13 protein-coding genes are annotated in these 23,226 nt (G+C 73.4%); 6 read left to right on the forward strand and 7 right to left on the reverse strand.

The genetic code is table 11. The features are described from left to right. The 3 genes from RKE29_RS00005 to RKE29_RS00015 all read right to left on the reverse strand — a co-directional run. A partial coding sequence (locus RKE29_RS00005; protein WP_312002828.1) for a SpoIIE family protein phosphatase occupies window positions 1-2,668 on the reverse strand: 2,668 nt, incomplete at its 3' end. Beyond that, window positions 2,649-5,621: a SpoIIE family protein phosphatase gene (locus RKE29_RS00010; protein WP_312002829.1), complete on the reverse strand. Its 2,973-nt coding sequence runs from the start codon at window positions 5,619-5,621 to the stop codon at window positions 2,649-2,651. The genes RKE29_RS00010 and RKE29_RS00005, both read right to left, overlap by 20 nt. Next, window positions 5,618-5,839 carry a hypothetical protein gene (locus RKE29_RS00015; protein WP_312002830.1) on the reverse strand — a complete coding sequence of 74 codons (222 nt, stop codon included), beginning with the start codon at window positions 5,837-5,839 and terminating at the stop codon, window positions 5,618-5,620. Before RKE29_RS00015 ends, RKE29_RS00010 begins: the two co-directional genes overlap by 4 nt. A gap of 569 nt (window positions 5,840-6,408) precedes the next feature. Between RKE29_RS00015 and RKE29_RS00020 the strand changes: the two genes are divergently transcribed. The 4 genes from RKE29_RS00020 (at window position 6,409) to RKE29_RS00035 (ending at window position 14,050) form a co-directional block, all read left to right on the forward strand. Next, complete coding sequence (locus tag RKE29_RS00020; RefSeq protein ID WP_312002831.1) at window positions 6,409-7,959, forward strand: MFS transporter; 1,551 nt, start codon at window positions 6,409-6,411, stop codon at window positions 7,957-7,959. Window positions 7,960-8,279: 320 nt separating this feature from the next. Beyond that, on the forward strand, window positions 8,280-8,930 hold the full coding sequence (locus RKE29_RS00025; RefSeq protein WP_312002832.1) for a hypothetical protein: 651 nt from the start codon (window positions 8,280-8,282) through the stop codon (window positions 8,928-8,930). 3 nt (window positions 8,931-8,933) lie between these two features. Next, window positions 8,934-13,670 (forward strand): putative T7SS-secreted protein, encoded by a 4,737-nt coding sequence (locus RKE29_RS00030; RefSeq protein ID WP_312002834.1) that lies wholly within the window; start codon window positions 8,934-8,936, stop codon window positions 13,668-13,670. Next, window positions 13,667-14,050: a hypothetical protein gene (locus tag RKE29_RS00035; protein WP_312002835.1), complete on the forward strand. Its 384-nt coding sequence runs from the start codon at window positions 13,667-13,669 to the stop codon at window positions 14,048-14,050. The genes RKE29_RS00030 and RKE29_RS00035 overlap by 4 nt, the downstream gene beginning before the upstream one ends. A gap of 172 nt (window positions 14,051-14,222) precedes the next feature. Here RKE29_RS00035 and RKE29_RS00040 read toward each other — a convergent pair whose 3' ends face one another. The 4 genes from RKE29_RS00040 to RKE29_RS00055 form a co-directional block, all read right to left on the reverse strand. Next, window positions 14,223-15,149 (reverse strand): BsuBI/PstI family type II restriction endonuclease, encoded by a 927-nt coding sequence (locus RKE29_RS00040; protein ID WP_312002905.1) that lies wholly within the window; start codon window positions 15,147-15,149, stop codon window positions 14,223-14,225. 71 nt (window positions 15,150-15,220) lie between these two features. Then, window positions 15,221-16,750, reverse strand: a complete 1,530-nt coding sequence (locus RKE29_RS00045) for an Eco57I restriction-modification methylase domain-containing protein (RefSeq protein ID WP_312002836.1) — start codon at window positions 16,748-16,750, stop codon at window positions 15,221-15,223. A gap of 215 nt (window positions 16,751-16,965) precedes the next feature. Then, window positions 16,966-17,175, reverse strand: a complete 210-nt coding sequence (locus RKE29_RS00050; RefSeq protein WP_312002837.1) for a DUF397 domain-containing protein — start codon at window positions 17,173-17,175, stop codon at window positions 16,966-16,968. Beyond that, window positions 17,157-17,999, reverse strand: coding sequence for a helix-turn-helix transcriptional regulator (locus RKE29_RS00055; protein WP_312002838.1), 843 nt, complete (start codon window positions 17,997-17,999; stop codon window positions 17,157-17,159). The genes RKE29_RS00050 and RKE29_RS00055 overlap by 19 nt, the downstream gene beginning before the upstream one ends. A gap of 621 nt (window positions 18,000-18,620) precedes the next feature. Here RKE29_RS00055 and RKE29_RS00060 point away from each other — a divergent pair. Together RKE29_RS00060 and RKE29_RS00065 are read left to right on the forward strand one after the other, a co-directional pair. Further along, window positions 18,621-21,542 (forward strand): SpoIIE family protein phosphatase, encoded by a 2,922-nt coding sequence (locus RKE29_RS00060; RefSeq protein ID WP_312002839.1) that lies wholly within the window; start codon window positions 18,621-18,623, stop codon window positions 21,540-21,542. 70 nt (window positions 21,543-21,612) lie between these two features. Continuing rightward, window positions 21,613-23,136, forward strand: a complete 1,524-nt coding sequence (locus tag RKE29_RS00065) for an APC family permease (RefSeq protein WP_312002840.1) — start codon at window positions 21,613-21,615, stop codon at window positions 23,134-23,136. Window positions 23,137-23,226: the final 90 nt, after the last annotated feature.

Raw genomic sequence — 23,226 nt, forward strand, 5'->3', positions numbered from 1 at the left:
TCAGCTCGGTCGTCATCTCCAGCTCCGTAAGGTCCCAGGCGGTGAGCTGCTCGCGGACGTACTTGCGCGCCTGGGAGGCGGCCACCGGGTCCTCCGGCAGTGACCAGGACGCCATGGCCTCGGGCGCGAGGGCGCGCGTACGGGCGATGAGCAGGGCGGTGTCGTCGGGCGCCGGGCGGTCGGCGGGCAGCAGCGCGGCGATGACCGCGTCGCACAGCCGCTCCGGCGCGCCGCTGCCGTCCGGTGCCGGTCCGCCGCCGTCGGCCAGGGCCGTGGACAGGGTCCGGGTCAGCCGGGCCATGCCGTCCTCGATGTCCCCGCCCGGCACCTCCACGAGGCCGTCGGTGTACAGGACGAGGTGGCTGCCCTCGGGCAGGCGCACCTCGTGCGTCTCGAACGGCGGCGCGGCCACGCCCAGCGGCGGGTCGGGCACCAGGGACGGGAAGGACACCGTGCCGTCCGGCAGGGCGACCGCCGGGGGCAGGTGCCCGGCGTCGGCGTAGGCCAGGACGCAGGTGGTGGGGTCGTACACCCCGTACAGGCACGTGGTGAACGACTCCTCGCCCAGCTCGGCCACCACGTCGTTCACCCGGGCCAGCACCTCGTCCGGCGGCAGCTCCAGATCCGACAGCGTGCGCACCGCCGTCCGCAGCCGGCCCATCGTCGCCGCCTCCGGCATCCCGTGCCCCATCACGTCCCCGATCACCAGCGCCACCCGGTCCGCCGACAGCGGGATCACGTCGTACCAGTCCCCGCCCACGTCCGAGCCCCGGGCCGCGGGCAGGTAGCGGACGGCGGCGGTCAGCGCGGGCAGCGACGGCAGGACGCGCGGCAGCAGCGCGCGTTGCAGCTCCTGCGCGCGGGAGGTGGCCGCGTCGTACAGGCTCGCCCGGTCCAGCGCCTGCGCCACCAGGCCGCTCAGCGCCGTCAGCAGCGTCCGCTCGTCCTCGGTGAAGTGGTGCGGCCCGTCGTAGGAGATCACGCACACGCCGATGGGCCGGCCCGAGGCGATCAGCGGCAGGAACGTCGCGGCCTGCTTCCCGCCCGCTTTCGCCAGGTGGCTCGGGTGCCGGGCGCGGAACTCCGCCGGCGACTCGGAGAACTCGGCGGTACGGGTGGCCAGCGCGTCCCGGGTGACGGCGCCCGACAGCGGCGTGCCGTGGATCTGGTCGAGGTACGCGCGCGAGTAGCCGACCGAGCCGACCACGTTCAGCCGGTCGCTCTCCAGCGCCTGCACGATCAGCCCGGTGGCGCCGAACGGCGGCAGCACGCTGGCGGCGACGGCGTCCACCACGTCCTGGGCGGTGACCGCCTCGGCCAGCGCCCGCGTCACCCGCGACATCAGCGCGGCCCGCTCGGTGGCCGCCCGCTCCGCCGCCTGCCGCTCGGCCTCCCGGCGCCGCCGCTCGGTGACGTCGGCGACGTACACCGTCAGCCGGTCGGGTACGGGCACCAGGCGCAGGTGGTACCACTGGTCGCGGCCGGGGCCCGGCACCTCGAAGCCCTCCGGCTCGTTCCGGGCCATGGCCTGGCGGCACCGCTCCCGCACCCCGGGCACGTCCCGCAGGGCGGGCACGTCCCACAGCAGCCTGCCGATCATCTCCCGCGCCGGGCCCAGCAGCTTCTCGGCCGCCGCGTTGACGAACCCGACCCGGCCGTCGCCGCTCAGGGACAGGAAGCCGTCGCTCATGTGCAGCAGGGCCCGGCCCACCGACTCCAGGGCCTCGTGCGTGTCGGTGGTGTTCCAGGCGGTGCCGAGGAAGCGGATCGGTTCGCCGTGCTCGTCGACGACGGTCTCGCTGCGGATACGGGCCCAGGCGTACGTGCCGTCCGCGCGGCGCACCCGGACCTCCAGGTCGTACACGCCGCGGGTGCGCAGGGCCCGGTCGGTCTCGGGTACGGCCCAGGCCAGGTCGTCGGGGTGGATGAGGTCGACCCAGTCCTGGACGTGCCCGTGGAACGCGTCCGGGTCGATGCCGAGGGAGTCCAGGAACTCCGGGTCCAGGTACATCTCCCCGGTGCGCAGGTCCCACTCGCCCCGCCAGCCCGGCGCGGGCTCCGGCGCCCGCTCCGTGCCCACGCCCTCCCGGTGCACCAGCGTGGGCGACACGCCGCCGGGGCCGCCCGGGGCCAGCCGCAGCCGCTCGGCGGCCCAGTCGGCCACCTCCTCGAAGAACGCCCGCTGCGCGGGGCGCGGCGCCGCGCCCGGCCGGGTCACCACGGACAGCGTGCCCAGCGGGTCGTCCGGCCCGGCCAGCACCACCGCGGCCATCCCGGCGCCCGGCGGCACGGCGGCGGGGTCGGGGGCGACCGGCGTGTCCCCGTACGTCGGCTCGGGCACGGCGAGGGCGGGCTGGTAGACGTAACCGCCCTCCCGCAGCGCCCGCGCCGGAGCCGCCGAACCCTGGTCGGAGATCGCCGTCCAGGACCGGGTGAAGCCGGATGACAGGCCGCAGCTCACCACCAGCCGCATGGACCCGGCGGGCCTGCGCGCGTACACGTGCCCCATGCCGCCCAGCCCGCCCAGCTCGGCCGTCACGTGCAGCAGGGCGTGCAGCATCACCTCGACGTCGCCCTGGCCCTCGTCCACCGTCTCCAGCAGCCGCAGCCGCAGGGCCCGCGTGGGCTCCCGGCGCCGACCGGGGCCCTCACTCCGCGGGGAGGCCACGGCCGTCGCCTCGCTGCGCTATCGGCTGCTCGGTCCAGATGGACTTGCCGGTCGCGGTGTACCGGGTGCCCCAGCGGGCGGCCATGGCCGCCACCAGCTGGAGCCCCCGGCCGCTCTCGTCCAGCGCGGACGGGTGCCGGATGTGCGGCGTGGTCAGAGAGCCGTCGGACACCTCGCAGATCAGGGTCCGGCTGCGCAGCAGGCGCAGCGCCACCGGGCCCCGGGCGTGCCGGACCACGTTGCCCACCAGCTCGCTCACGATCAGCTCGGTCGTCGTCTCCAGGTCCTCCAGGTGCCAGGCGGCGAGCTGCTCGCGGGTGTACTTGCGCGCCTGGGAGGCGGCGACCGGGTCGTCCGGCAGCGGCCAGGAGGCCACCGCGTCGGCAGGCAGGGCACGGGTACGGACGACGAGCAGCGCGGTGTCGTCCGGGGCGGGCCGGTCGGCGGGCAGCAGGGCCGCCGTCACCGTGTCGCACAGCTCCTCCGGCCGCACGGCCCGCCCGTCGCCGTCACCGCCCTCGCCGTGCAGCGCGGTGGCCAGGGTGCGGGTCAGGCGGCCCATGCCGTCCTCGATGTCGCCGCCCGGGACCTCCACCAGGCCGTCGGTGTACAGCGCCAGCACGCTGCCGTCCGGCAGGGCCACCTCGTGGGTCTCGAACGGCGGGTCGGCCACGCCCAGCGGCGGATCCGGGTCCAGCCTGGGGAAGGACACCGAGCCGTCCGGCAGGGCCACGGCGGGCGGCAGGTGCCCGGCGTCGGCGTAGGCCAGGACCCGGGTCGTCGGGTCGTACACCCCGTACAGGCAGGTGGTGAACGCCTCCTCCCCCAGCTCGCCCACCAGGTCGTTCACCCGGGCCAGCACCTCGTCCGGCGGCAGCTCCAGATCGGACAGGGTGCGTACGGCCGTCCGCAGCCGGCCCATCGTCGCCGCCTCCGGCATCCCGTGCCCCATCACGTCCCCGATCACCACCGCGACCCGGTCGGCGGACAGCGGGATGACGTCGTACCAGTCGCCGCCCACCTCCGAGCCGCGCGTGGAGGGCAGGTAGCGGGCGGCGGCGGTCAGCGCGGGCAGGGACGGCAGCGCCCGGGGCAGCAGGGCCCGCTGGAGGTCGCGGGCCCGGCCGGTGGCCGCGTCGTACAGTCCGGCCCGCTCCAGCGCCTGGGCCACCAGGCCGCTCAGCGCCGTCAGCAGCGTCCGCTCGTCCTCGGTGAAGGCGTGCGGGCCGTCGTACGCGATCACGCACACCCCGACCATGTGGCCGGAGGCGATGAGCGGCAGGAACGCCGCCGCCTGCTTGCCGCCCGGGATCAGCTCGGCCGCCTGCGGGTGCCGGGAGACCAGTTCCTCCGGCGATTCGGCGAACTCCGGTGTCCGGGTGCGCAGGGCGTCCCGGGTGATGGCGTCGGCCAGCGGCGTGCCGTGGACCCGCCGGACGAACGCGTCCGGGTAGCCCGCCGAGCCGACCACGTTCAGCCGCTCCTTTTCCAGCACCGCGACGATCAGGCCGGTGGCGCCGAACGGCGGCAGCACGCTGGCGGCGACGGCGTCCACCACGTCCCGGGCCGTCACCGCCTCGGCCAGCGCCCGGGTCAGCCCGGACACCAGGGCGGCCCGATCGGCCGCCGCCCGCTCGGCCGCTCGGTGCTCGGCCTCCCGGCGGCGCCGCTCGGTGACGTCGGTGACGTACGCCGTCAGCCCGCCGGGTACGGGCACGAGCCGCAGGTTGTACCACTGGTCACGGCCCGGACCCGGCACCTCGAAGTCCACCGGCTTCCTCCCGGCGAGGGCCGGACGGCACCGCTGCGCCACCTCGGGCACGTCCCGCAGCGCGGGCACCTCCCACAGCGGCCGGCCGATCATCTCCCGGGCCGGGTCCAGCAGGCGCTCGGCCGCCGCGTTCACGAAGACGACCCGCCCGTCCCCGGTCGTCGACACCAGGCCGTCGCTCATGTGCAGCAGCGCCCGGCCCACCGACTCCAGCGCCTCGTGGGTCTTCGAGGCGTTCCACATCCGGCCCTCGCTGCGGAGCGGTTCGCCGTGCTCGTCGACGACGATCTGGCCCTGGAACTGCGCCCACGCGTAGGAGCCGTCCGCCCGGCGCAGCCGGTTGGCCAGGTCCAGCCGCCCCGCGGTCCGGATCGCCCGGTCGGTCTCCCCCGCCACCCAGGGGAGGTCGTCGGGGTGGATGAGGTCCGTCCAGGACTCGATCGTGCCGTCGAACGCCGCCGGGTCGACGCCCAGGTCCTCCAGCACCGACCTGTCCAGGACCACCTCGCCGGTGCGCACGTCCCACACCCAGTTCGGGGCGGCCACCGGGCCCGCGGGCCGCGGGGCCTCCTCCTGCGGTCCCGGCGGGCCGAGCAGGTTGGGGGACACGCCCTCCGGGCCCAGCGGGGTCAGCCGCAGCAGCCCGCCGGCCCACCGGGCCACCTCCGCACAGAACGCCCGCTGCCTTGGGTTCGGCGCCCGGGACGCGGGCAGCAGCACCGACAGGGCGCCCAGCAGCCTGCCGTCCGGGCCGGGCAGCGGCGCCGCGGCCATTCCCGCGCCCTCCGGGACGGGGACCGGCTCGTAGAGCTCCGGGACCCGCCCGAACCGCTGCTCGGGCACCCCGGCGGCCGGCAGGTAGACGAACGCGTTCTCCCGGACGGCTCGCACCGGAGCCGCCGAGCCCCGGAGGGCGATGCCGGCCCACTCGCGGGTGAACGCGTAGGGCAGCCCGTTGCTCGTCACCATCCGCAGGTGCTCGGGGCCCCCCGCGTACACGTGCGCCATGCCGCCGTACCCGCCCAGCTCCGCCGTCACGTGCAGCAGGGCGTGCAGCAGCACCGCCGAGTCGCCGTGGCCGACGTCCACGGCCGCGAGCAGCCGCAGGCGGTCGGCCCGTACGAGGTCGGGCCGTACGGTGCCGGGCCGCCGTCCGCGCCCCTCGTCACGTCCGCGGGTCATGGCCGCCACCTGCCTCCCAGCCGCAGGTCCCCGGCGATGTTCGGCGCGCGCATGTGCGCGAGGCCGCCGAGCCCGCCCAGCTCGGCCGTCACGTGCAGCAGCGCGGGCAGCAGCACCTCGGGGTCCCCCTGGCTGCCGTCCACGGTCGCGAGCAGGCCGAACCGGTCGGCCCGCACCGGGTCCGACGGGTCCGGCGACGTCTCGCGCGTGGTGCTCATGGCCGTCCTCGCCCTCCAGGGGTCCCCACCATGCTCCCGTCAGATGACCTCCTTCGCCATATACATACTTTTATTACTCCGTAATCGATGAAAACGCCGCGAGAGTGCCGGCCGGTGACGGCTCTGGTGCGGTGCGGGACCCGGCCCGGCGCCGCCGCCCGGCCCTCCGCACCGCGCCGTACTCACCGCCCTGACAAGGTCCGAATACGGTCTTGTCGGATACCGAGGAAATCGCCCCGGTCTGTAGGAGCCGCGGGGCGCCCGGGTTAGCGTCGGCGGCGAGCCGCGGCCGGAGTACGGGCCCGGCGCGGGGCGGGTGGTACGGGCCGGGGTGCGGCCCGGCCCGAACCATCCGGTCGCACCGCCCGCGCGGCCCCTCCGGCGCGTGACGGCTCGGCGTGCGGACCGGCCGTGCCGCTCGGGGGCACGGCCGGTCCGCACGGGCGCTCCGTACGGCCGGCCCGTACGGGCGGCGGCGTGGGCGGTCCGTACGGGTGCGGTCCGTACGAGTGCGGTCCGTACAGGCGGCGGCGTGGACCGGGTGGCGGCGAGGCGAAGGGACGTGGGCGGTGGGCGGCACCCGGCTGTACGCGGCACTCGCGCTCGTCACCCTGACCGGCTTCATCACCACCCTCGACAACACCGTCGCCAACGTCGCCCTGCCCACCCTGCAACGCGTCTTCTCCCTCGACTCCCAGAAGCTGGAGCAGGTCGGCGTCTCCTACGTGCTCAGCTTCGGCGCGCTGCTGCTGCTCGGCGGCCGTCTCGCCGACCTGTGGGGGCGGCGGGCGCTGCTGGCCTGGGGGCACGCGCTGTTCGCCGGGGCGTCCGTGCTCGCCGGGCTCAGCGGCAGCGCGGACGTGCTCATCGCCGCCCGTACCGCGCAGGGCGTGGGCGCAGCGCTGCTGGTCCCGGCCGCCCTGTCGGTCGTGGCCGCCGACCTGCCCGCCAACCGACGGCCGCTCGGCGTGGGCCTGTGGACCGCCGCGCTCGCCGTCGCCCTGGCGCTCGGCCCGCTGACCGGCGGCCTGGTCACCGAGCACTGGAGCTGGCGCTGGGTGTTCCTGATGAACGTGCCGTTCAGCGCGCTGGCGCTGCCGCTGATCGCCCTGCTGCCGGGCCGGGAGAAGCCGGCGCGCGCGGCCGCCGGGGCGCGGGTGCGGCTGGACCTGCCGGGCGTGGTGCTGTCCGGCACGGCCCTGTACGCGCTGACGTACGCGCTGCTGCGGGCGGGCGAGTCCGGGTTCGGCGACCCGGCCGCGCGCGCCTGGTTCCTGCTCGCCGCCCCGGCCGGAGTGGCGTTCGTGCTGGTGGAGCGGCGGGCGCGGGACCCGCTGGTGGACGCCGGGCTGTTCCGCAGCCGGCTGTTCAGCGGCGGCACGGCCGCGCAGGTGCTGTGGGGCGTCGGCGTCAACGGCGTCTTCTTCTTCACCGCCCTCTTCCTCCAGGACACCCTCGGCTTCTCCCCGGGCAAGGCCGGACTCGCCTTCCTGCCCCTGGCGCTCGCCCTGATGGCGACCACGCCGCTGGCCGAGCGGCTGTCCGCCGCGTACGGCGCGCACCGGGTGGTGTCCGTCGGCCTGCTGCTGGTCGCGGGCGGGCTGCTGCTGGTGGCGGGCCAGGGGCACGGCGCCACGTACCTCTCGCTTCAGCCGGGCCTGCTGGTCATCGGCGCGGGCTCGGGCCTGACCGTCCCGCTCACCCTGCGGTCGATGGCCGAGGTGCCGCCCGCCGCCACCGGCATGGCCTCCGGGGTGATCAGCGCGGCCCGTGAGGTGTCCGGCGCCATCGGCATCGCCCTGGTCGGCCTGGTGCTCCAGACCAGCCGCCGCGACAGCCTGCACGACGGCACCCCGCCCGCCGACGCCTTCCTGCACGGCTACCGCGACGGCCTGCACGTGGCGGCGGGCTGCGTGGCCCTGGGCGCCCTGATCACCTTCACGACCCTGCGCCTGCGCGGCCGCCACCGCCGGACGGCTCCGGCCCGGGTCCGTACCCTGCCGGTCGGCGCCGTCCCCATCGGCGTGGACCCGGACCCCACCACCGCCGGGCGGGCCGGGGCACGCCGGGCCCGTGCGGGAGGCGGCCGGGCCACCGGGCCCCGGCACGCCGCCCGGTGACCGGCACGCCGCCCGGTGGTCCAATGATCCAATGCGGCCCGGTCCGGGGCGCTTTGTGGGAATCCGGTGGAACCACTGGGCCGTGGGCCGCGTGGTGTCCTACGGTGCCTGACGACGCGAGCGGACGGTGAACAGCGGGCGGCCGACAGCCGGATGGGGGAGGTGCTGGGTGGGCGACGCGACCAGCACAGGCGGTGCGACCAGCACAGGCGGTGCGACCGGCACAGGCGGTGCGACCGGCACAGGCGGTGCGACCAGCACGGGCGACGCGACCGGCACGGGCGGCACACAGGGCGCGGCCGGAGGGGGGCGGGCCTGACATGGGCGACGGCAAGGACCTGAAGGTCGACCCGCACAGCGTGCAGCAGATCACCCGCGGCCTGCGGGCGGCCGTGGCCGAGCTGCGGGACGTCGGCGGCGGCACCGGCGCCGTGCTCGGCAAGGGCCTGTCCGACCTGGCCATGACCGGCATGGAGGCCGGGCACCACGGCCTGTCCGTGGACTTCGAGGACTTCTGCGAGCGGTGGGAGTGGGGCGTGCGGGCGCTGGTCCAGGACGCCAACGCCATCGCCGCGAAGCTGGGCCTGGCGGCGGGCAGGCACTGGGAGGAGGACCAGTACCGCCAGGGCACGTTCAAGATCGCCGTGAACGCGGTGGTCGGCAACCCGCACGCCTCCGAGGAGGAGATCGTCCGGCAGGGCTGGGGCGACGTGCTCACCCCGGACTTCGTGCACCCGGACTACAGCGCCGCGTCGTTCCGGCAGTCGGGCGAGGACATGGCACAGACCTGGAAGGACACCGGCCGGGCCCTGGTGACCGAGGGCAACGGCGGTCGCCAGGCGCGCCTCATGAACGACCTGCTCGGCGTCGACCAGCAGCAGTTCGACCAGCAGGTGGACCGGACGTTCGGCCCCTCCCCCGAGGAGCGGGCCGGGCAGGGGCGGCCGGACGGCGAGAACGGGGGCGGCTGACCGGTGGGCTTCGGGGACTTCATCAGCGACATCACCCCCGACTCCGTCGAGAACGCGATCGAGGACGGCACCGAGTGGCTGGGCGACCGCGTCGAGGACGCGGGGAACTGGACCGCGGACCGGCTGGAGGACGTCGGCTGGGAGTCGGGCGCGGACTGGGTCCGCGAGCACTCCCGTTCACTTGCGAACCGCATGGGCGCGGAAGTGGACGAGATGGACCTCGGGCAGACCGAGGACAAGGACAAACTGGTGTACGGCAGCCCGGGGAAGATCCGGTCGGCCGCTTCCCACCTGCGTGACTTGCAACGTGCGTTCGACGACGTCGGCGGCGGGCTGAAGGGCCTGGACGCCGAGTCGCTGCGGGGCAGGACGGCGGACGCGTTCCGGGAGTCGGTGTCGATCCAGCCACCGAAGTGGTTCAGGGGCGCGGACGCGTTCGAGAAGGCGGCCGGCGCGCTGGAGTCGTTCGCCGGGACGGTGGAGTGGGCGCAGGGCCAGGCGCAGACGGCGATCGACACGTGGAAGGCCGGCACCCAGGCGTCCGCGGACGCGCGGGACGCGCACAAGAAGAAGGTCGACGCCTACAACAGCGCCGTCGACACGTACAACGCGAAACCCGCTGACCAGCGCGACCCGTCCTCCCTGCCGCCCAGGCCGGGGGCTTTCACCGACCCGGGCAAGGCGCAGATGGACGAGGCGCAGGAGATCCTCGCCGAGGCCAGGCGGCAGCGGAACACCGCCGCGGAGACCGCGCGCTCCGCCATCCGCGCGGCCCGCGACACCGCCCCGCCCAAGCCCTCGTACGCCGAGCAGGCCACGGACGGCCTCGAAGAACTGCCCGTGATGTACGAGCACTTCCAGGGCGGCGTCATCAAGGGCACGGCCGGGCTGCTGACCTTCGTACGCGGGATCAACCCCACCGACCCGTACAACCTCACCCATCCCGCCGAGTACGCCACCAACCTCAACAGCACCGCGGCCGGCCTGGTGCAGGTGGCCAACGACCCGTGGGGCGCAGGCCAGCGGATGGTCTCCGAGTTCATGAAGGACCCCTCCGAGGGCCTGGGCCGGCTCGCCCCGGACGTGCTGCTCACCGTCGCCACCGGCGGCGCGGGCGCCGGTGCGCGGGCGGCCCGGATCGCCAAGGAGGGCGCCGACCTGGCCGCCGACGCGAACCGCGCCCGCCGCCTGGTGGACGACGCGCCGCGCGGCACCCACGACCGGCCGCACGGCGAGCGGACCACCACCGGCACCGACCCGGTGGACCTGGCCTCGGGCCGGATGTTCCTGCCGCAGACCGACGTGGCGCTGCCCGGCGACCTGCCGCTGGTCTTCACCCGCCGCGTGGAGTCCGGCTACACGGCGGGCCGGTTCTTCGGCCCGTCCTGGTCGTCCACGGTGGACGAGCGGCTGGAGATCGACGCGACCGGCGTCGTGCACGTCACCGCCGACGGCCTGCTGCTCGCCTATCCGCACCCGGCGCCCGGCCTGCCCACGTGGCCGCTGACCGGCACCTGCCGCCGCGCGCTGGCCCGCGGCCCGTCCGGCGACTACACGGTCACCGACCCGGACACCGGCCTCGTACGGCACTTCAGCGGCCCGGCCGGAACGCCGCCCGGCGGCGACGGCGAGGCGTGGCTGGCCGAGACCGCCGACCGCAACGGCCACCGGATCACCGTCGACCGGACCGCCGACGGCACCCCGCTGGCCCTGGTGCACTCCGCGGGCCACCGCCTCACCGTGACCGCCGTCGGCGGGCGGATCACCGCGCTGACGCTGGGCACGGGCCCGGGCGCGCACATCCTGATGACGTACGGCTACCGCGGCGGCGACCTCACCGCCGTCACCAAGCCGTCCGGCGCCACCCTCGCCTTCACCTACGACGACCGCCACCGGGTCACCTCCTGGACCGATTCCAACGGGCGCCGCTACGCCTACGCCTACGACGACCGGGACCGGGTCGTCGCCGAGGGCGGCGAGGCCGGGCACCTCCAGCTCACCCTCGACTACGGCGCGCCGGACCCGGCCACCGGCCACCGGGTGACCACCCTGACCACCGCCGCCGGGCACGCCACCCGGCACCTGATCGGCGACGGCTGCCGGGTGCTGGCCACCACCGACCCGCTCGGCCACACCACCCGCTTCACCTACGACGCGCGCGGCAACCGGCTCAGCGGCACCGACCCGCTCGGCCGCACCACCGCCTACGGCTACGACGGCGACGGCAGGCTCACCGCCGTCACCCGCCCGGACGGCGCCGAACTGCGCGCGGAGCGCGACGAGGCGGGCCGGATCACCGCGTTCACCGGGCCGGACGGGGCGGTGTGGCGGCAGGAGTACGACGCGCGCGGCAACCGCACCGCGGTCACCGATCCGGCGGGCCACACCACCCGCTACGCCTACGACTCACGCGGGCGCCTGACCTCCCTCACCGACCCGCTGGGCGCCGTCACGCGCGTGCGCTGCGACGCGGCGGGCCTGCCCGCGGAGGTGACCGACCCGCTCGGCGCGGTGACCCGCTACGACCGCGACGCCTTCGGCCGCCCGGTGCGCGTCACGGACCCGCTGGGCGCGGCCACCACCCTCCAGTGGACCGCCGACGGCGACCTGGCCCGCCGCACGGCCCCGGACGGCGCGGCCGAGTCGTGGACGTACGACGGCGAGGGCAACCGCACGGCCCACACCGACGCCGCCGGCCACACCACCCGCTTCGAGTACACCCACTTCGACCTGCTCGCCGCGCGCACCGACCCGGACGGCACCCGCCACGAGTTCACCCACGACGCCGGGCTGCGCCTGACCGGCGTGACCAACCCGCAGGGCCTGACCTGGAGTTACGCCTACGACCCGGCCGGCCGCCTGACCTCGGAGACCGACTTCGACGGCCGCACCACCGCGTACGTACGCGACCCGGCCGGGCAGCTCACCGCCCGCACCACCCCGCTCGGCGAGACGATCGGCTACGAGCACGACGCGCTGGGCCGCCTGACCCGCAAGGACGCCGCGGGCCGCGTCTCGGCGTACGCGTACGACCCGGAGGGCCGCCTGCTGCGGGCCGAGGGACCGGACGGCGAACTGGTCCGCCAGTACGACCGCGTGGGCCGCCTGAAGACCGAACTGGCCGACGGCCGGGCCACCACGTACGCGTACGACGCCGCGGGCCGCCGCACCCGCCGCACCACCCCCACCGGCCAGGTCACCACCTACACCCACGACGCGGCGGGCCGCACCACCGAACTCACCGCGGGCGGCCGCCGCATCGCCTTCACCCACGACGCGACCGGCCGCGAACGCGAGCGCGCCATCGGCGACTTCCTGCGCCTGACCTCGGCCTGGGACGCGGCCGGCCGCCTGGCCACCCATTCCCTGACCGCAGGCGACCGCGTCCTGAACCGCCGCGCCTACACCTACCGCGCCGACGGCGCCCTGGCCGCCCTGGACGACACCCTGCGCGGCCCCGCCCGCTTCGCCCTCGACCCGGCCGGCCGGGTCACCGAGGTCACCGCCGAAGGCTGGCAGGAGACGTACGCCTACGACGCCGCCGGCAACCTCACCACCGCCACCTGGCCCGCCTCCCACCCCGGCCAGGAGGCCACCGGCCCGCGCGCCTACACCGGCACCGCCGTCACCCGCGCGGGCGGCGTCCGCTACGAACACGACGCCGCGGGCCGCATCACCCTGCGCCAACGCACCCGCCTCTCGCGCAAGCCGGACACCTGGCGCTACGAATGGGACGCCGAGGACCGCCTCACCGCGGTGACCACCCCGGACGGCACCCGCTGGCACTACCGCTACGACCCGCTGGGCCGCCGCACCGCCAAGCAGCGCCTGGACGCGGAGGGCCGGGTGGTGGAGGAGACCCGGTTCACCTGGGACGGCACCAGCCTGTGCGAGCAGACCACCACCTCCCCCGACCTCCCCCACCCCGTCGCCCTCACCTGGGACCACCAGGGCCTGCGCCCCCTGGCCCAGACCGAACGCCTGCTGCCGGCGGACGACTCCCGCGCGGCGGTGGACGAACGCTTCTTCGCCATCGCCACCGACCTGCTGGGCACGCCGACGGAACTGGTGGACGAGTCCGGGGGGTTGGCCTGGCACACCCGCACCACCCTGTGGGGCACCACGACGTGGGCGAAGACCAGCACGGCGTACACCCCGCTGCGCTTCCCCGGCCAGTACTACGACCCGGAAACCGGCCTCCACTACAACCTCCACCGCCACTACGACCCCCAGACGGCCCGCTACCTGACCCCGGACCCCCTGGGCCTGGCCCCGGCGCCGAACCCGGTGGCGTACGTGCACAATCCGCACACGTGGGCGGATCCGCTGGGGCTGAGCCCCTACCGGCCCGGTCCTCCCCAAGGGGTTTCTCCTGAGGACTTTGGCGAAGCTGGCCGGATGCTGCGCGAGGGGACGGGACACCTCGGCGACGACGTCGTGGTGCAGGGCAGCCGCGCCGCCGGAACTGCCCGCCCGACCTCCGACATAGACTTCGCGATCCGCGTCGACTCCGATCGCTTCGACCAGTTGATCAGGGAGCGCTTCGGCACTCCCAATCCGGACAGCGCGAAGGAGAGGACTATGCTGCACGCCATGGAGACTGGGAAGATCCAGGCAGGTGAGGCAGGACTGCGGAGCCTGAGAAAGGCGTTGGAGGCCCAACTGGGAATGGATGTCGACCTGTCCGTCATCCGGCGCGGCGGCCCGTTCGACAACCCTCCTTTTGTTCGGATCCCGTGAGCGCCATGAGTCGGTACTCGTACTGCAAGATCCTGGTTATCGGCCTGGGAGTCGAGGAAGCGCAGGCCCTCCTGAGCGAGTCGTTCGAGGGCACCTTCGAACGGCACACCATGACTGTGGGCGGTCTCGACCTGGAGGTGCGTCGGAACCCGGATTCCCGGACGGACGCGGTACCTGCCGACGACTTCGTCTGGTGGCCCGTGCAGGTCGAGTTGGAGCCGGTGGCTCCGCACGGTGAGGCAGCCATGGTGGAGACGGTCACGCGCACACTCGAAGCGCTGTGGGGAGTGAACGCGCAGGCTGTGGCCGCCTGCGACTTCGAAGACGAGTTGCCCTGGAACGGCGGTATCCAGTTGCTCAGGCAGTCTGGATCGCCCTAACGAATCTCTAAGCACCTCCTTTGCCGCAACGGAGGCGCCCCAGCGAGTGTGGGGATCGACACCGAGGGGCTCAAGTCCGGAACATGGAGAACTGCTGGCCATTCGGGCGACCATTGACGAGTGACATGCAAGCGCCGCCGAACGCAGCCCACTATTCCGTACACATGGCCAGTCAGCTGTACGGTCCGAGAAACCGTTCCCCATTGAAGTGGATCAAGTGAGTGGGATTGTCGGCGCACCACACATCCGTCTCCCACGCGATATCCTTGAGATATTTGCGAATTTCAACGCGGGACGGCAGTGCAGAAATGAAGACCAGACCTGCCGTCGAACCACGGAACAGTTCCTTCAGTTCTCGGTACCTTTTATGGTCTACCGGCCCGTGGCTTGACGCCGCCTCGATGAGTACAAGCCAATTCTTCTTACGGAGGTAGACAACGACGTCAGGCATTTTCCCGTGGGAATCAATCTCCACCCCCAGCGACCCGAGCACGTCCTCTTCAAATACTGCCCACTTGTCGTCAGCGTCCCCGATGTAAAGCACCTCCCCGTTGGGCGTGTATCGTTCACAGAACTCATTGATGATCTGGACGATGAGCACATTCTGACCGCCAGGACTGAGGCTGACCTCACCCCCGCCGGGAAGCCGAAGAGGGATCCTGTTCATATCACGCTCGCGTGCATAGAGGGCCTGCAAGCCAGGGCGTTCAACAAGATACCTGATCAGTCTTTCCTGGAAGTCTCTCTGCTTGAAATCCGCAAGGAGCCCGTAAGCCACTGGTTCTATCTGGTAGCACCACTTCGGCGAGTTGGTGGGGCGATCCGGCTGGTCGGGATTATGAATGACAAGTCCCGCTTCTGCAAACTGATGGAGGGTGAACCGGCGAATGGCCTCCCGAGTGTTCGGCTTGTAGTCCTTTCCGTACTTCTCGCGAAGCCACCGCATGATCTGGACCGTGCGCAACATAGGCCGATCAGCTTCATACCACTCCGCCATAGGATCCAATTCAAGCAAGGCCAGCAACACCAGAGCAGAGCGCTCGTTGCAGCGTTCGGCATCGAATCCCAGCATGCCGAGAATTTGTTGCGCCTCAGCAATCTTCCCCTATCGCGGACCACCGGGAACATTCATTACGTCCTGCTCTCTCACCTGTTTCCGGCCCTTGTCTTTCATTTTACGTTCTGGCGGATCAGCTCATCGATCTCTTCCTGCCCTGGCCAGACATCACGCCTGCACGAGCGGCCCATCGCCGAAAGCTGCTCCATGCTCGGATAACGCAGATTTCTCAGATCGGTTGCGTTGACCTGCGTGTGCCCGTTGAACCGCCGGATAAAGCGGTCGAGTATGGTGGAATTCAGCCAGATACACAGCCCCCTGGCCGTCTCTGCGGGTAGGCCAGCGCCGTCCATATGGAAGACGTTCACGTGGTTCTCGAATCCAATCCGCTCACAGGGAACCTGTTCGGGGTCGAACACGGCAGCGACCACACGGTGCTTCTCCTCCTTCGAGGAAAGCCGCTTGACAACAACGTAATGCCCCAACGGGAAAGTCAGTTTCTCCGTCTCCTCGTTGAGCAGGATCGCGTTATTCTTCTTCGCTCCAAGTGCCGGCCACTTCACGGCGCCCTCACGCATGTGAAGTGGATAAATCAACGGCACCGCCCCGTCAACCATATGAGGGCGGAGATATTCCTTGCTTCGGAAGTCGACGACGCGCCCCGTCGAGACCTTGAGCCTCAAGTCGGGGAGAGTGGCCGACAAACTCGCGTGCGCGGCGGCGAGTTCAGTGCCCTCTTCGTCTGCACTGATGTGAATAAAGGACTCAGGATCGCCCGGGTGCACCATCTCCGCATAAGGCACCGAACGCTGGCGCACCTCTTCCGAATAGCTACGACTGGCCGACACCACGACAGGTTTTCGTTCAACATCGACCATTCGCGTTGCCACAGTGATCACATTCTCTTGCAGCACCGCCGCGTCAGCGAAAACTTTGTTTCGGGTCTCAAAAACATGCACGCGATCAATATGCATCCGTTTCAGGAAGTACTGACGGAAGGGCCGGAAATAGGGGCCGTTAGCAAAACTGCGCGGGGTAATCGCCAGGAGCTGGCCCCCAGGACTCAAGAGGTGGACCCCGAGTGCCATGAACGCCGAATAAAGATTCGATGTCTCGGCGCAGACCGCCGAGACAAGGTTCCGCTCACGTGAGCTTGCCGCGAGCTTCTTGTACGGCGGGTTCATGACGACCAAGTCGAACAGCTGAGGCGGCTGGCCGAACAAGCCGTCGCCTTCCGTGGCCCACGCGATGAAGTCGCCGAGGACGAGGTTCACTTCAAGGGATGCACCATAACCAATCGCCGTGTTGACGCAGTCGTCGAGCGTGGCTTGCAGCGCAGGGTGCAGCTGCGGGTCGACCTCGCATGCCGTGACGCTGATCTCCGCCCCGGGACGTTCTTCGAGGACTCTTGCGACGAGGGACGCGGTGAGAGAGCCAGTACCCGCCCCGGGATCGAGGATGCGCAGAATTCCCGCCTCGGGCAGCCTGGCCAGCGACGCGATGAAGTCAGCGGCTGGCGATGGCGTGAAGAACTGGCCGAGCTTGCCACGCCGGACTGAATCCAGGGCGACCGAGGATTCCTGTCGCCGCTTCTCCGTCCGGAGAACGAGATCCGTCGCCGGTGCAGGTGCCTCCGTTGCCATGCGCACAGCCTACGTACCCTGAGGGCACTGGTGTGCCCTCGTCTGTCCGACCGCCTCGGCTCTCCTATGCGGGACTTCGACGCAGCCCCTGGGGTGGGCGAGCCGTGCGGGGCATTCGGCAGCCCGCACGGGTGGTGGCAGGGGGCCTATCGGGCAGCGGGACGACGACGGCCCCCGTGGTCACGGGGGCCGCCTCTGAAGGGTGATGGCGTGGCTCAGGCGGGGAACTCCCCGCACCTGACGGCGGTCACGAACGACGACCACGCGGCCGACCCGAAGACCAGCGCGGCGCGGTCAGGGTCCTTGCTGTCGCGGACGGGCACGACAACCGGGAAGCCGTCAGCCACCTCGACGCACTGGCCGCCGTCCTGGTTGCTGTACGAGCTCTTCCGCCACGCCGCAGTGCTCAGGTCGATGGGTCGCACGGCGATTCCTCCAACATCTGGATGACGAACTTCCGCGACTCGTCAGGAGACAGGGCCAGGTCGCGTACAAGATCGTACCTGAGCTGGAGCTTTTCGACGTCTGTCGCGTCCTGGACCAGCTCTCCCGAGTACCCGGTCTCCACCCACGCCACAGTACGGCCATCCGCGCCGCGCAGGAACATGGTGTCGATGTTCGTCAGCGCATTGAGCCCCACGGACTGCGGCAGCACATGCACGGCCACGTTCTTGCGCTCGCTCATGCTCACCAGGTGTTCGAGCTGCTTGTGCCACTCCGCGGCGTCCCGCAGCGGCGTGCGCAGGACCGTCTCGGAGATGATCGTGCGGAACCGGGGCGCGTTGTCGCCCGTCAGCAGGTCGCTGCGCCCGATGCGCGCGTCGACCTGCCGGGCCAGCTCCTCACCGTCGAGGCCGCCGACCGCGAGCAGCTCGCGCGCGTAGCCCTCGGTCTGGAGCAGCCCGGGCAGGGCGCACACGGCGTAGTGCCACAGGCTCACCGCCTCGGCCTCCAGGGCCATGTACCGGCGGTACTTCTCGCGGAACTGCGTCGTGTCACTGACCGCCAGCTCCCAGAGGGCCAGCAAGAGGCCGGGCGTGCCGTAGTACTGGTCCAGGGCTTCGGCGACTTCCGGGCCGCCGATGGTCTCCCCGCTCTCGATCTTGCTGAACAGGGACGGATCCCATCCCAGCGCCTCGCCCAGCTTTCGCAGGCTGTCTCCGCGCTGTGTGCGCAGGAGGCGGATCTCCTCCGCGTAACGACGGCGCGGTTCCTGACTCCGTCCGGTGATCACTCGCCTCGGTGGCACGATGCCTCCTCGTCGGAAGTGGAAGCAGTGCCGCGTGACGGGAAGACAGATTCCGCAGCGGCGTTCCTGCCCGGTCCCGGGTCCGTGCTTGTAGCACCCGGACCACGCACAGTAATCCAAGCCCCGCCCCTCACACGGGGATTGGCCGGACGGAGCGGAGCCCACGGCGGTACGGCGGCCGGGGGGACCCGAGGGGGCGGAGGTCCGTGACGCTTCGGTTCCGGCTCCCGAATCCCGTTTCCATGAAGGGGAGTTGACGCACGCTGCACCACTCAGCCGCGCGGCCCTGGCGAGGCTGCCGAGGCCGCTGCCACCGGGGTGGCTGACCGTTGCGCGGGCAGGCGCGCCGACGCGCCGTGCGCCGCCGTCCGCGCGGGCGGGCGCCCGGCACGGCTGCCGCGCCGGGCCGAGGGCAACCCGGGCGTCGCCCGGGGAACGTACCGGGCGGCGGCGGCAGCGGCGGCATGTCGGCGTCGTCATCGGCGGCGGGCGCGGTGGCTCGCCGTGCACGGCATCGGTCCCGGGCCGCGCGCGTACCCCTCGGTTTGACTACTATTGTCACGTTACGTAGCGATCAGGCTTCCCGCGCCAGGCCAGCGCTGATCGGAGGCGGAGACGGCCGTGGACGCCAGGCGCCAGCACGACGCGCAGGGTGCGCAGGACTCGCCGGGGCCCGTGCGGGCCGACCGGCTGCGGATGCTCGCGGCCGTGGACGAGTCCCGCGGGGACACCGGCGTGCTGCTGGCCGCCCTTCAGCACCTGACGACCGAGCTCGGCGGGCTCGGCGGGATGGCGCATCTGCGGCTGAAGGACTTCCCGCGCGGCGTGCTGCGCATGGTGGCCGGCAGCGGGCTGCCGGAGGGCTTCACGCGGGCCTGGGAGGCCATCGCGGACGGCGGGTCGTCGGCGCCGGCCAGGGCCGCGCGGGAGGGCGGGGTGGTGTGGGTGGCCGAGGTCGGGGTGCCCGAGCAGGCGGCGGGCAAGCCGGCGGTCCGGCCGGAGGACTCGGGGGTTCCGGCGGGGGCCGGGCTCGCGGCGGTGGCGCTGCCCCGGGCGGAGGGGCCGCTGGGCGCGCTGTCCGTGGTGACACCGCCGTCGGCACGCGCGCCGGACGCCGGGCAGCGGGCGTTCCTGGTGGACGTGGCGCGGTGGACGGGCGGGCGGCTGCGGATGGCGACGCCCCGGCCCGAGGGGCTGTCCACGGCCATGGTGACCGAAGCGCGGGGCGAGGAGGGGGCGGTCGCCGCGTACGACTGGGATCTGCGCGCCGGGCGGCTGACCATCGACGAGATGTGGCTCGCCCAGCTGCGTATCGACCGTAAGGGGACCGACTGGGCGGAGACCTGGGGCGATCTGCTGCACCCCGACGACTGGGCGTACATGCTGCGCGGCAACGAGGCGGCGATCCGCGCGGGCGGCTCGTACGACGGGGAGTACCGGGTGCGCCGCGCGGACGGCGGGTACGCCTGGGTGCGCGACCGCGGCGAGGTGGTCCGGGACGAGGCGGGCCGGCCGGTGCGGATGGTCGGCACGCTGCGGGACACCAGCCGGGCGCACGCCGCGCTGGAGTCCGTGGGCCGGGCGCTGCGGCACATGAGCGACGGGTTCCTGTCCGTCTCCGGCACCTGGCGCGTCGAGTTCGTCAACGTGACGGCCCAGCTGCTGCTCGCCGCCCCGCGCGGGCTGGTCGGCAGGCGGCTGTGGGACGTCCCGGCGGTGCGGCGCGTGGCCGGGCTGCGGGAGCGGTGCGAGCGGGCCGTGGCCGACGGGGAGCCGACCGGGTTCGACGTGCGGTGGCCGGACAGCGAACGCTGGTACCACCTGCGGCTGGTCCCGGTGCCCGACGGGGGTCTGGCCCTGTACATCGCCGATATCACCGAGCGGCGGCTGCGCGAGGCCGCCGAGCGGGCCGCCGCCGAGCGGGCCGCGCTGATGGCCCGGCTGACCCGGGCGCTGTCCGAGGCGGTCACCGCCCACGACGTGGTGGAGGCCGTGGCGGGCAGCGTGCTGCCGCCGTTCGGCGCCACCGGGCTGATCGTCGCGGTGCTGGAGCACGACCGGCTGAACGTCGTCGGCTCCACGGGCTACCCCCGCTCGTTCATCGAGCGCGTCCACGGCACCCCGCTGCCGTCCGCCGCCACCGGCGACGCGCTGCGCGCCCGTGCTCCGGAATTCATCGAGTCGGTGGAGGACTTCCTCGTCCGGCATCCGCAGCGGGCCGACCTGGCGGGCGCCGGGGGCAAGCAGGCGGCGGCCTTCCTGCCGCTGATCGCCTCCGGCCGCCCCATCGGCATGTGCGTGATCACCTTCGACGACCCGCGCCCCTTCGGCGAGGACGAGCGGACCGTGCTCACCGCGCTCAGCGGCCTGGTCGCCCAGGCGCTGGAGCGCGCCAGCCTGTACGACGCGGCCACCGCCCGCGCCCGCGACCTCCAGCGCGCCCTGCTGCCCCGGGCGCTGCCCTCCCTGCCCGCGCTGACCGCCGCCGCCCGCTACCTGCCCGCCGGGCGCGGCGCGGACGTGGGCGGCGACTGGTACGACGTCATCCCGCTGTCGGCCGACCGGGTCGCCCTGGTCATCGGGGACGTGATGGGCCACGGCATGTCGGAGGCCGCCACCATGGGCCGCCTGCGCACCGCCGTCCGCACGCTCTCCGACCTCGAACTGCCCCCGGGCGAGATCCTGGCGCGCCTGGACGACGTCGTCGCCGACCTCGGCGAGGACCGCTTCGCGACCTGCCTGTACGGCATCTACGACCCGGTCACCGGCCGTTTCGCGCACGCCAGCGCCGGGCACCCGCCCCCGGCCACCGTCCGCCCCGACGGCGCGGTGGCCTTCCCCACGCCCGTGCCGGACCTGCCGCTGGGCGCCGCCGCGCCGCCGTACGAGACCGCCGAGACCCGGCTGCCGGACGGCAGCCTGCTGGTGCTGTACACCGACGGCCTGGTCGAGTCCCGGCACCGCGACATCGACGACGGCATGGACCTGCTCGCCCGCGTCCTGCGCACGGGGCGCGGCGGCGGCGTGGACGCCCTGTGCGACGAGGTCACCGCGGCGCTGCTGCCCGCCGACCAGCCCATCGGCGACGACGCGGCGCTGCTGGTGGCCCGCGTGCACCGGTTCGCGCCCGACGCCGTGGCGTCCTGGCCGCTGCCGCAGGAGCCGGTGGCGGCCCGGCGGGCGCGCGAGCTGGTCCGCGCCCAGCTCGCCGCCTGGCGCCTGGAGGAGCTGGAGACCACCACCGAGCTGATCGCGAGCGAGCTCGTCGGCAACGTCATCCGGCACGCCCGGGGGCCGATGGCCCTGCGCCTGCTGCGCAGCCGCACCCTGACCTGCGAGGTCTCCGACGCGAGCCTCACCACCCCGCACATCCGGCAGCCGGCGCTGACGGACGAGGGCGGCCGCGGCCTGCGCCTGGTCGCCGCGATGGCCGGGCGCTGGGGCACCCGTTTCACGCCCACCGGCAAGTGCATCTGGACCGAGCAGCCGCTGCCGGCCGGGGCTCCCGGCCCGGTACGCGCCGGGGAGCGGGAGCCGCGGTAGGCCGCCCGGCGCCGGTACGGCCCGTACCGGCTGCCGCCCGCGAACCGGCTCACATCGGCAAGGAGGCGTCATGTCCCACCACGCAGCGACCGGCCCCGCCGCCGCCGGCGGACCAGGCGGCCGCCGGGAAACGGGCCTGCGCGGCACCCTCGGGACCGGCCAGGTCGCCCTCATGGTCGTGGCGGCGGCGGCCCCGCTCGCGGTCGTCTCGGCCCCCGCCCCGCTGGCCGTGGCGCTGGGCAACGGCCCCGGCGCCGCGGGCACGTTCCTGCTCGTCGCGGCCGCGATGCTGCTGTTCACCGTGTCGATGTCGGCGCTGGCCCCGTACGTCCGCAGCTCCGGCGCGTTCTACGCGTACGTCGGGCACGGCCTCGGACCCGTGCCAGGTCTGGCCGCGGCCGGCGTCTCGTGGCTGACGTACACCGTCATCCAGTGGTGCGTCTGCGCGTACCTGGGGGTGCAGTGCGACGCCGTCGTCCGACTGCTGGGCGGCCCGGACGGCCCCTGGTGGCTGTACACCCTGCTCGGCGTGGCGGTGATCGCCGTGCTCGGCCACCTGCGGATCGACCTCAGCGCGCGGGTGCTGGGCGCCGCCCTGGCCCTGGAGGTGGGGGGCGTGCTCGCGGTGGACCTCGGCGTGCTGGTCCAGGGCGGCGCGGAGGGAATCCACGCGACCGGCTTCACGCCGGGGGCGGTCTTCCCCGGCGGTTCGGCGTTCGCGGTCTCCGCGATGCTGTGCGCCACGGCGTTCCTCGGCTTCGAGACCACGGCGGTCTTCCGCGACGAGGCCAGGGACCCCGACCGTACCGTGCCCCGAGCGACCTACCTCGCCATCTGCTTCATCGGGCTGTTCTACGCGCTGTCCACCTGGCTGGTGTGCCTGGCCTGGCCCGGCGGCGAGCTGGCCCGGGTGTCGGTCCAGGGGGCGCCGTTCCTGCTCGGCGCGGCGCGGGGGTTCGTCGGCGGGACACTGTCCGACATCCTCCAGGTGCTGCTCACCACGAGCCTGTTCGCCTGCGCCCTGTCCCTGCACAACGTCCTGGCCCGCTACGACCACGTGCTGGCCCGCTCCGGCGTGCTGCCCGCGGCGCTGGGGCGCGTGCACCGCCGCCACGCCTCCCCGTACGTCGCCTCGGCCTTCACCGCGCTGGTGACGCTGGCGGCCTTCGGGGTGATGGTCCCGCTCGGGCTCGACCCCGTGACCGGGATCGTGGCGCCGGGCAACGGCCTGGCCGCGCTCGGTTTCCTCGTCCTGCTGTGCCTGACCTGCCTGTCCGCGCTCGTCTTCTTCGCCCGCGCGGGGACGGGCGGGCGGCCGTGGCGGACCCGGGTCTGGCCGGCCTTCGGGTTCCTGGCCCTGGCCGCGCTGGCCGCCGTGACCTACCGGCACTTCCCCGCGCTGGTGGGCAAGGATCCGGCGGTCGCCCACGCCCTCGCCGCGGCCTTCCCGCTGGCCGCGCTGGCGGGCGCGGCCCGGGCCGGGTGGCTGCGGCGGCGCCGGCCCGAGCGGTACGCGCGCGTGCTGGCGCTGACGGGGGGCGCGGCCACCGGGCACGGGCCGACTGCCGGGCCGGGGCCGCCCGGCGGACGCTGACGCTGACTCCGCCCGCCGGCCTGGGGCCTCGCGGGCCTCACGCGCGTACGGCCGACCGGGGGGCCGCCGCCCGGCCGGGCGTGCGGTGGC

The organism is Streptomyces sp. B1866, assembly GCF_031932565.1.
In the GTDB taxonomy this organism is placed as follows: Bacteria; Actinomycetota; Actinomycetes; order Streptomycetales; family Streptomycetaceae; genus Streptomyces.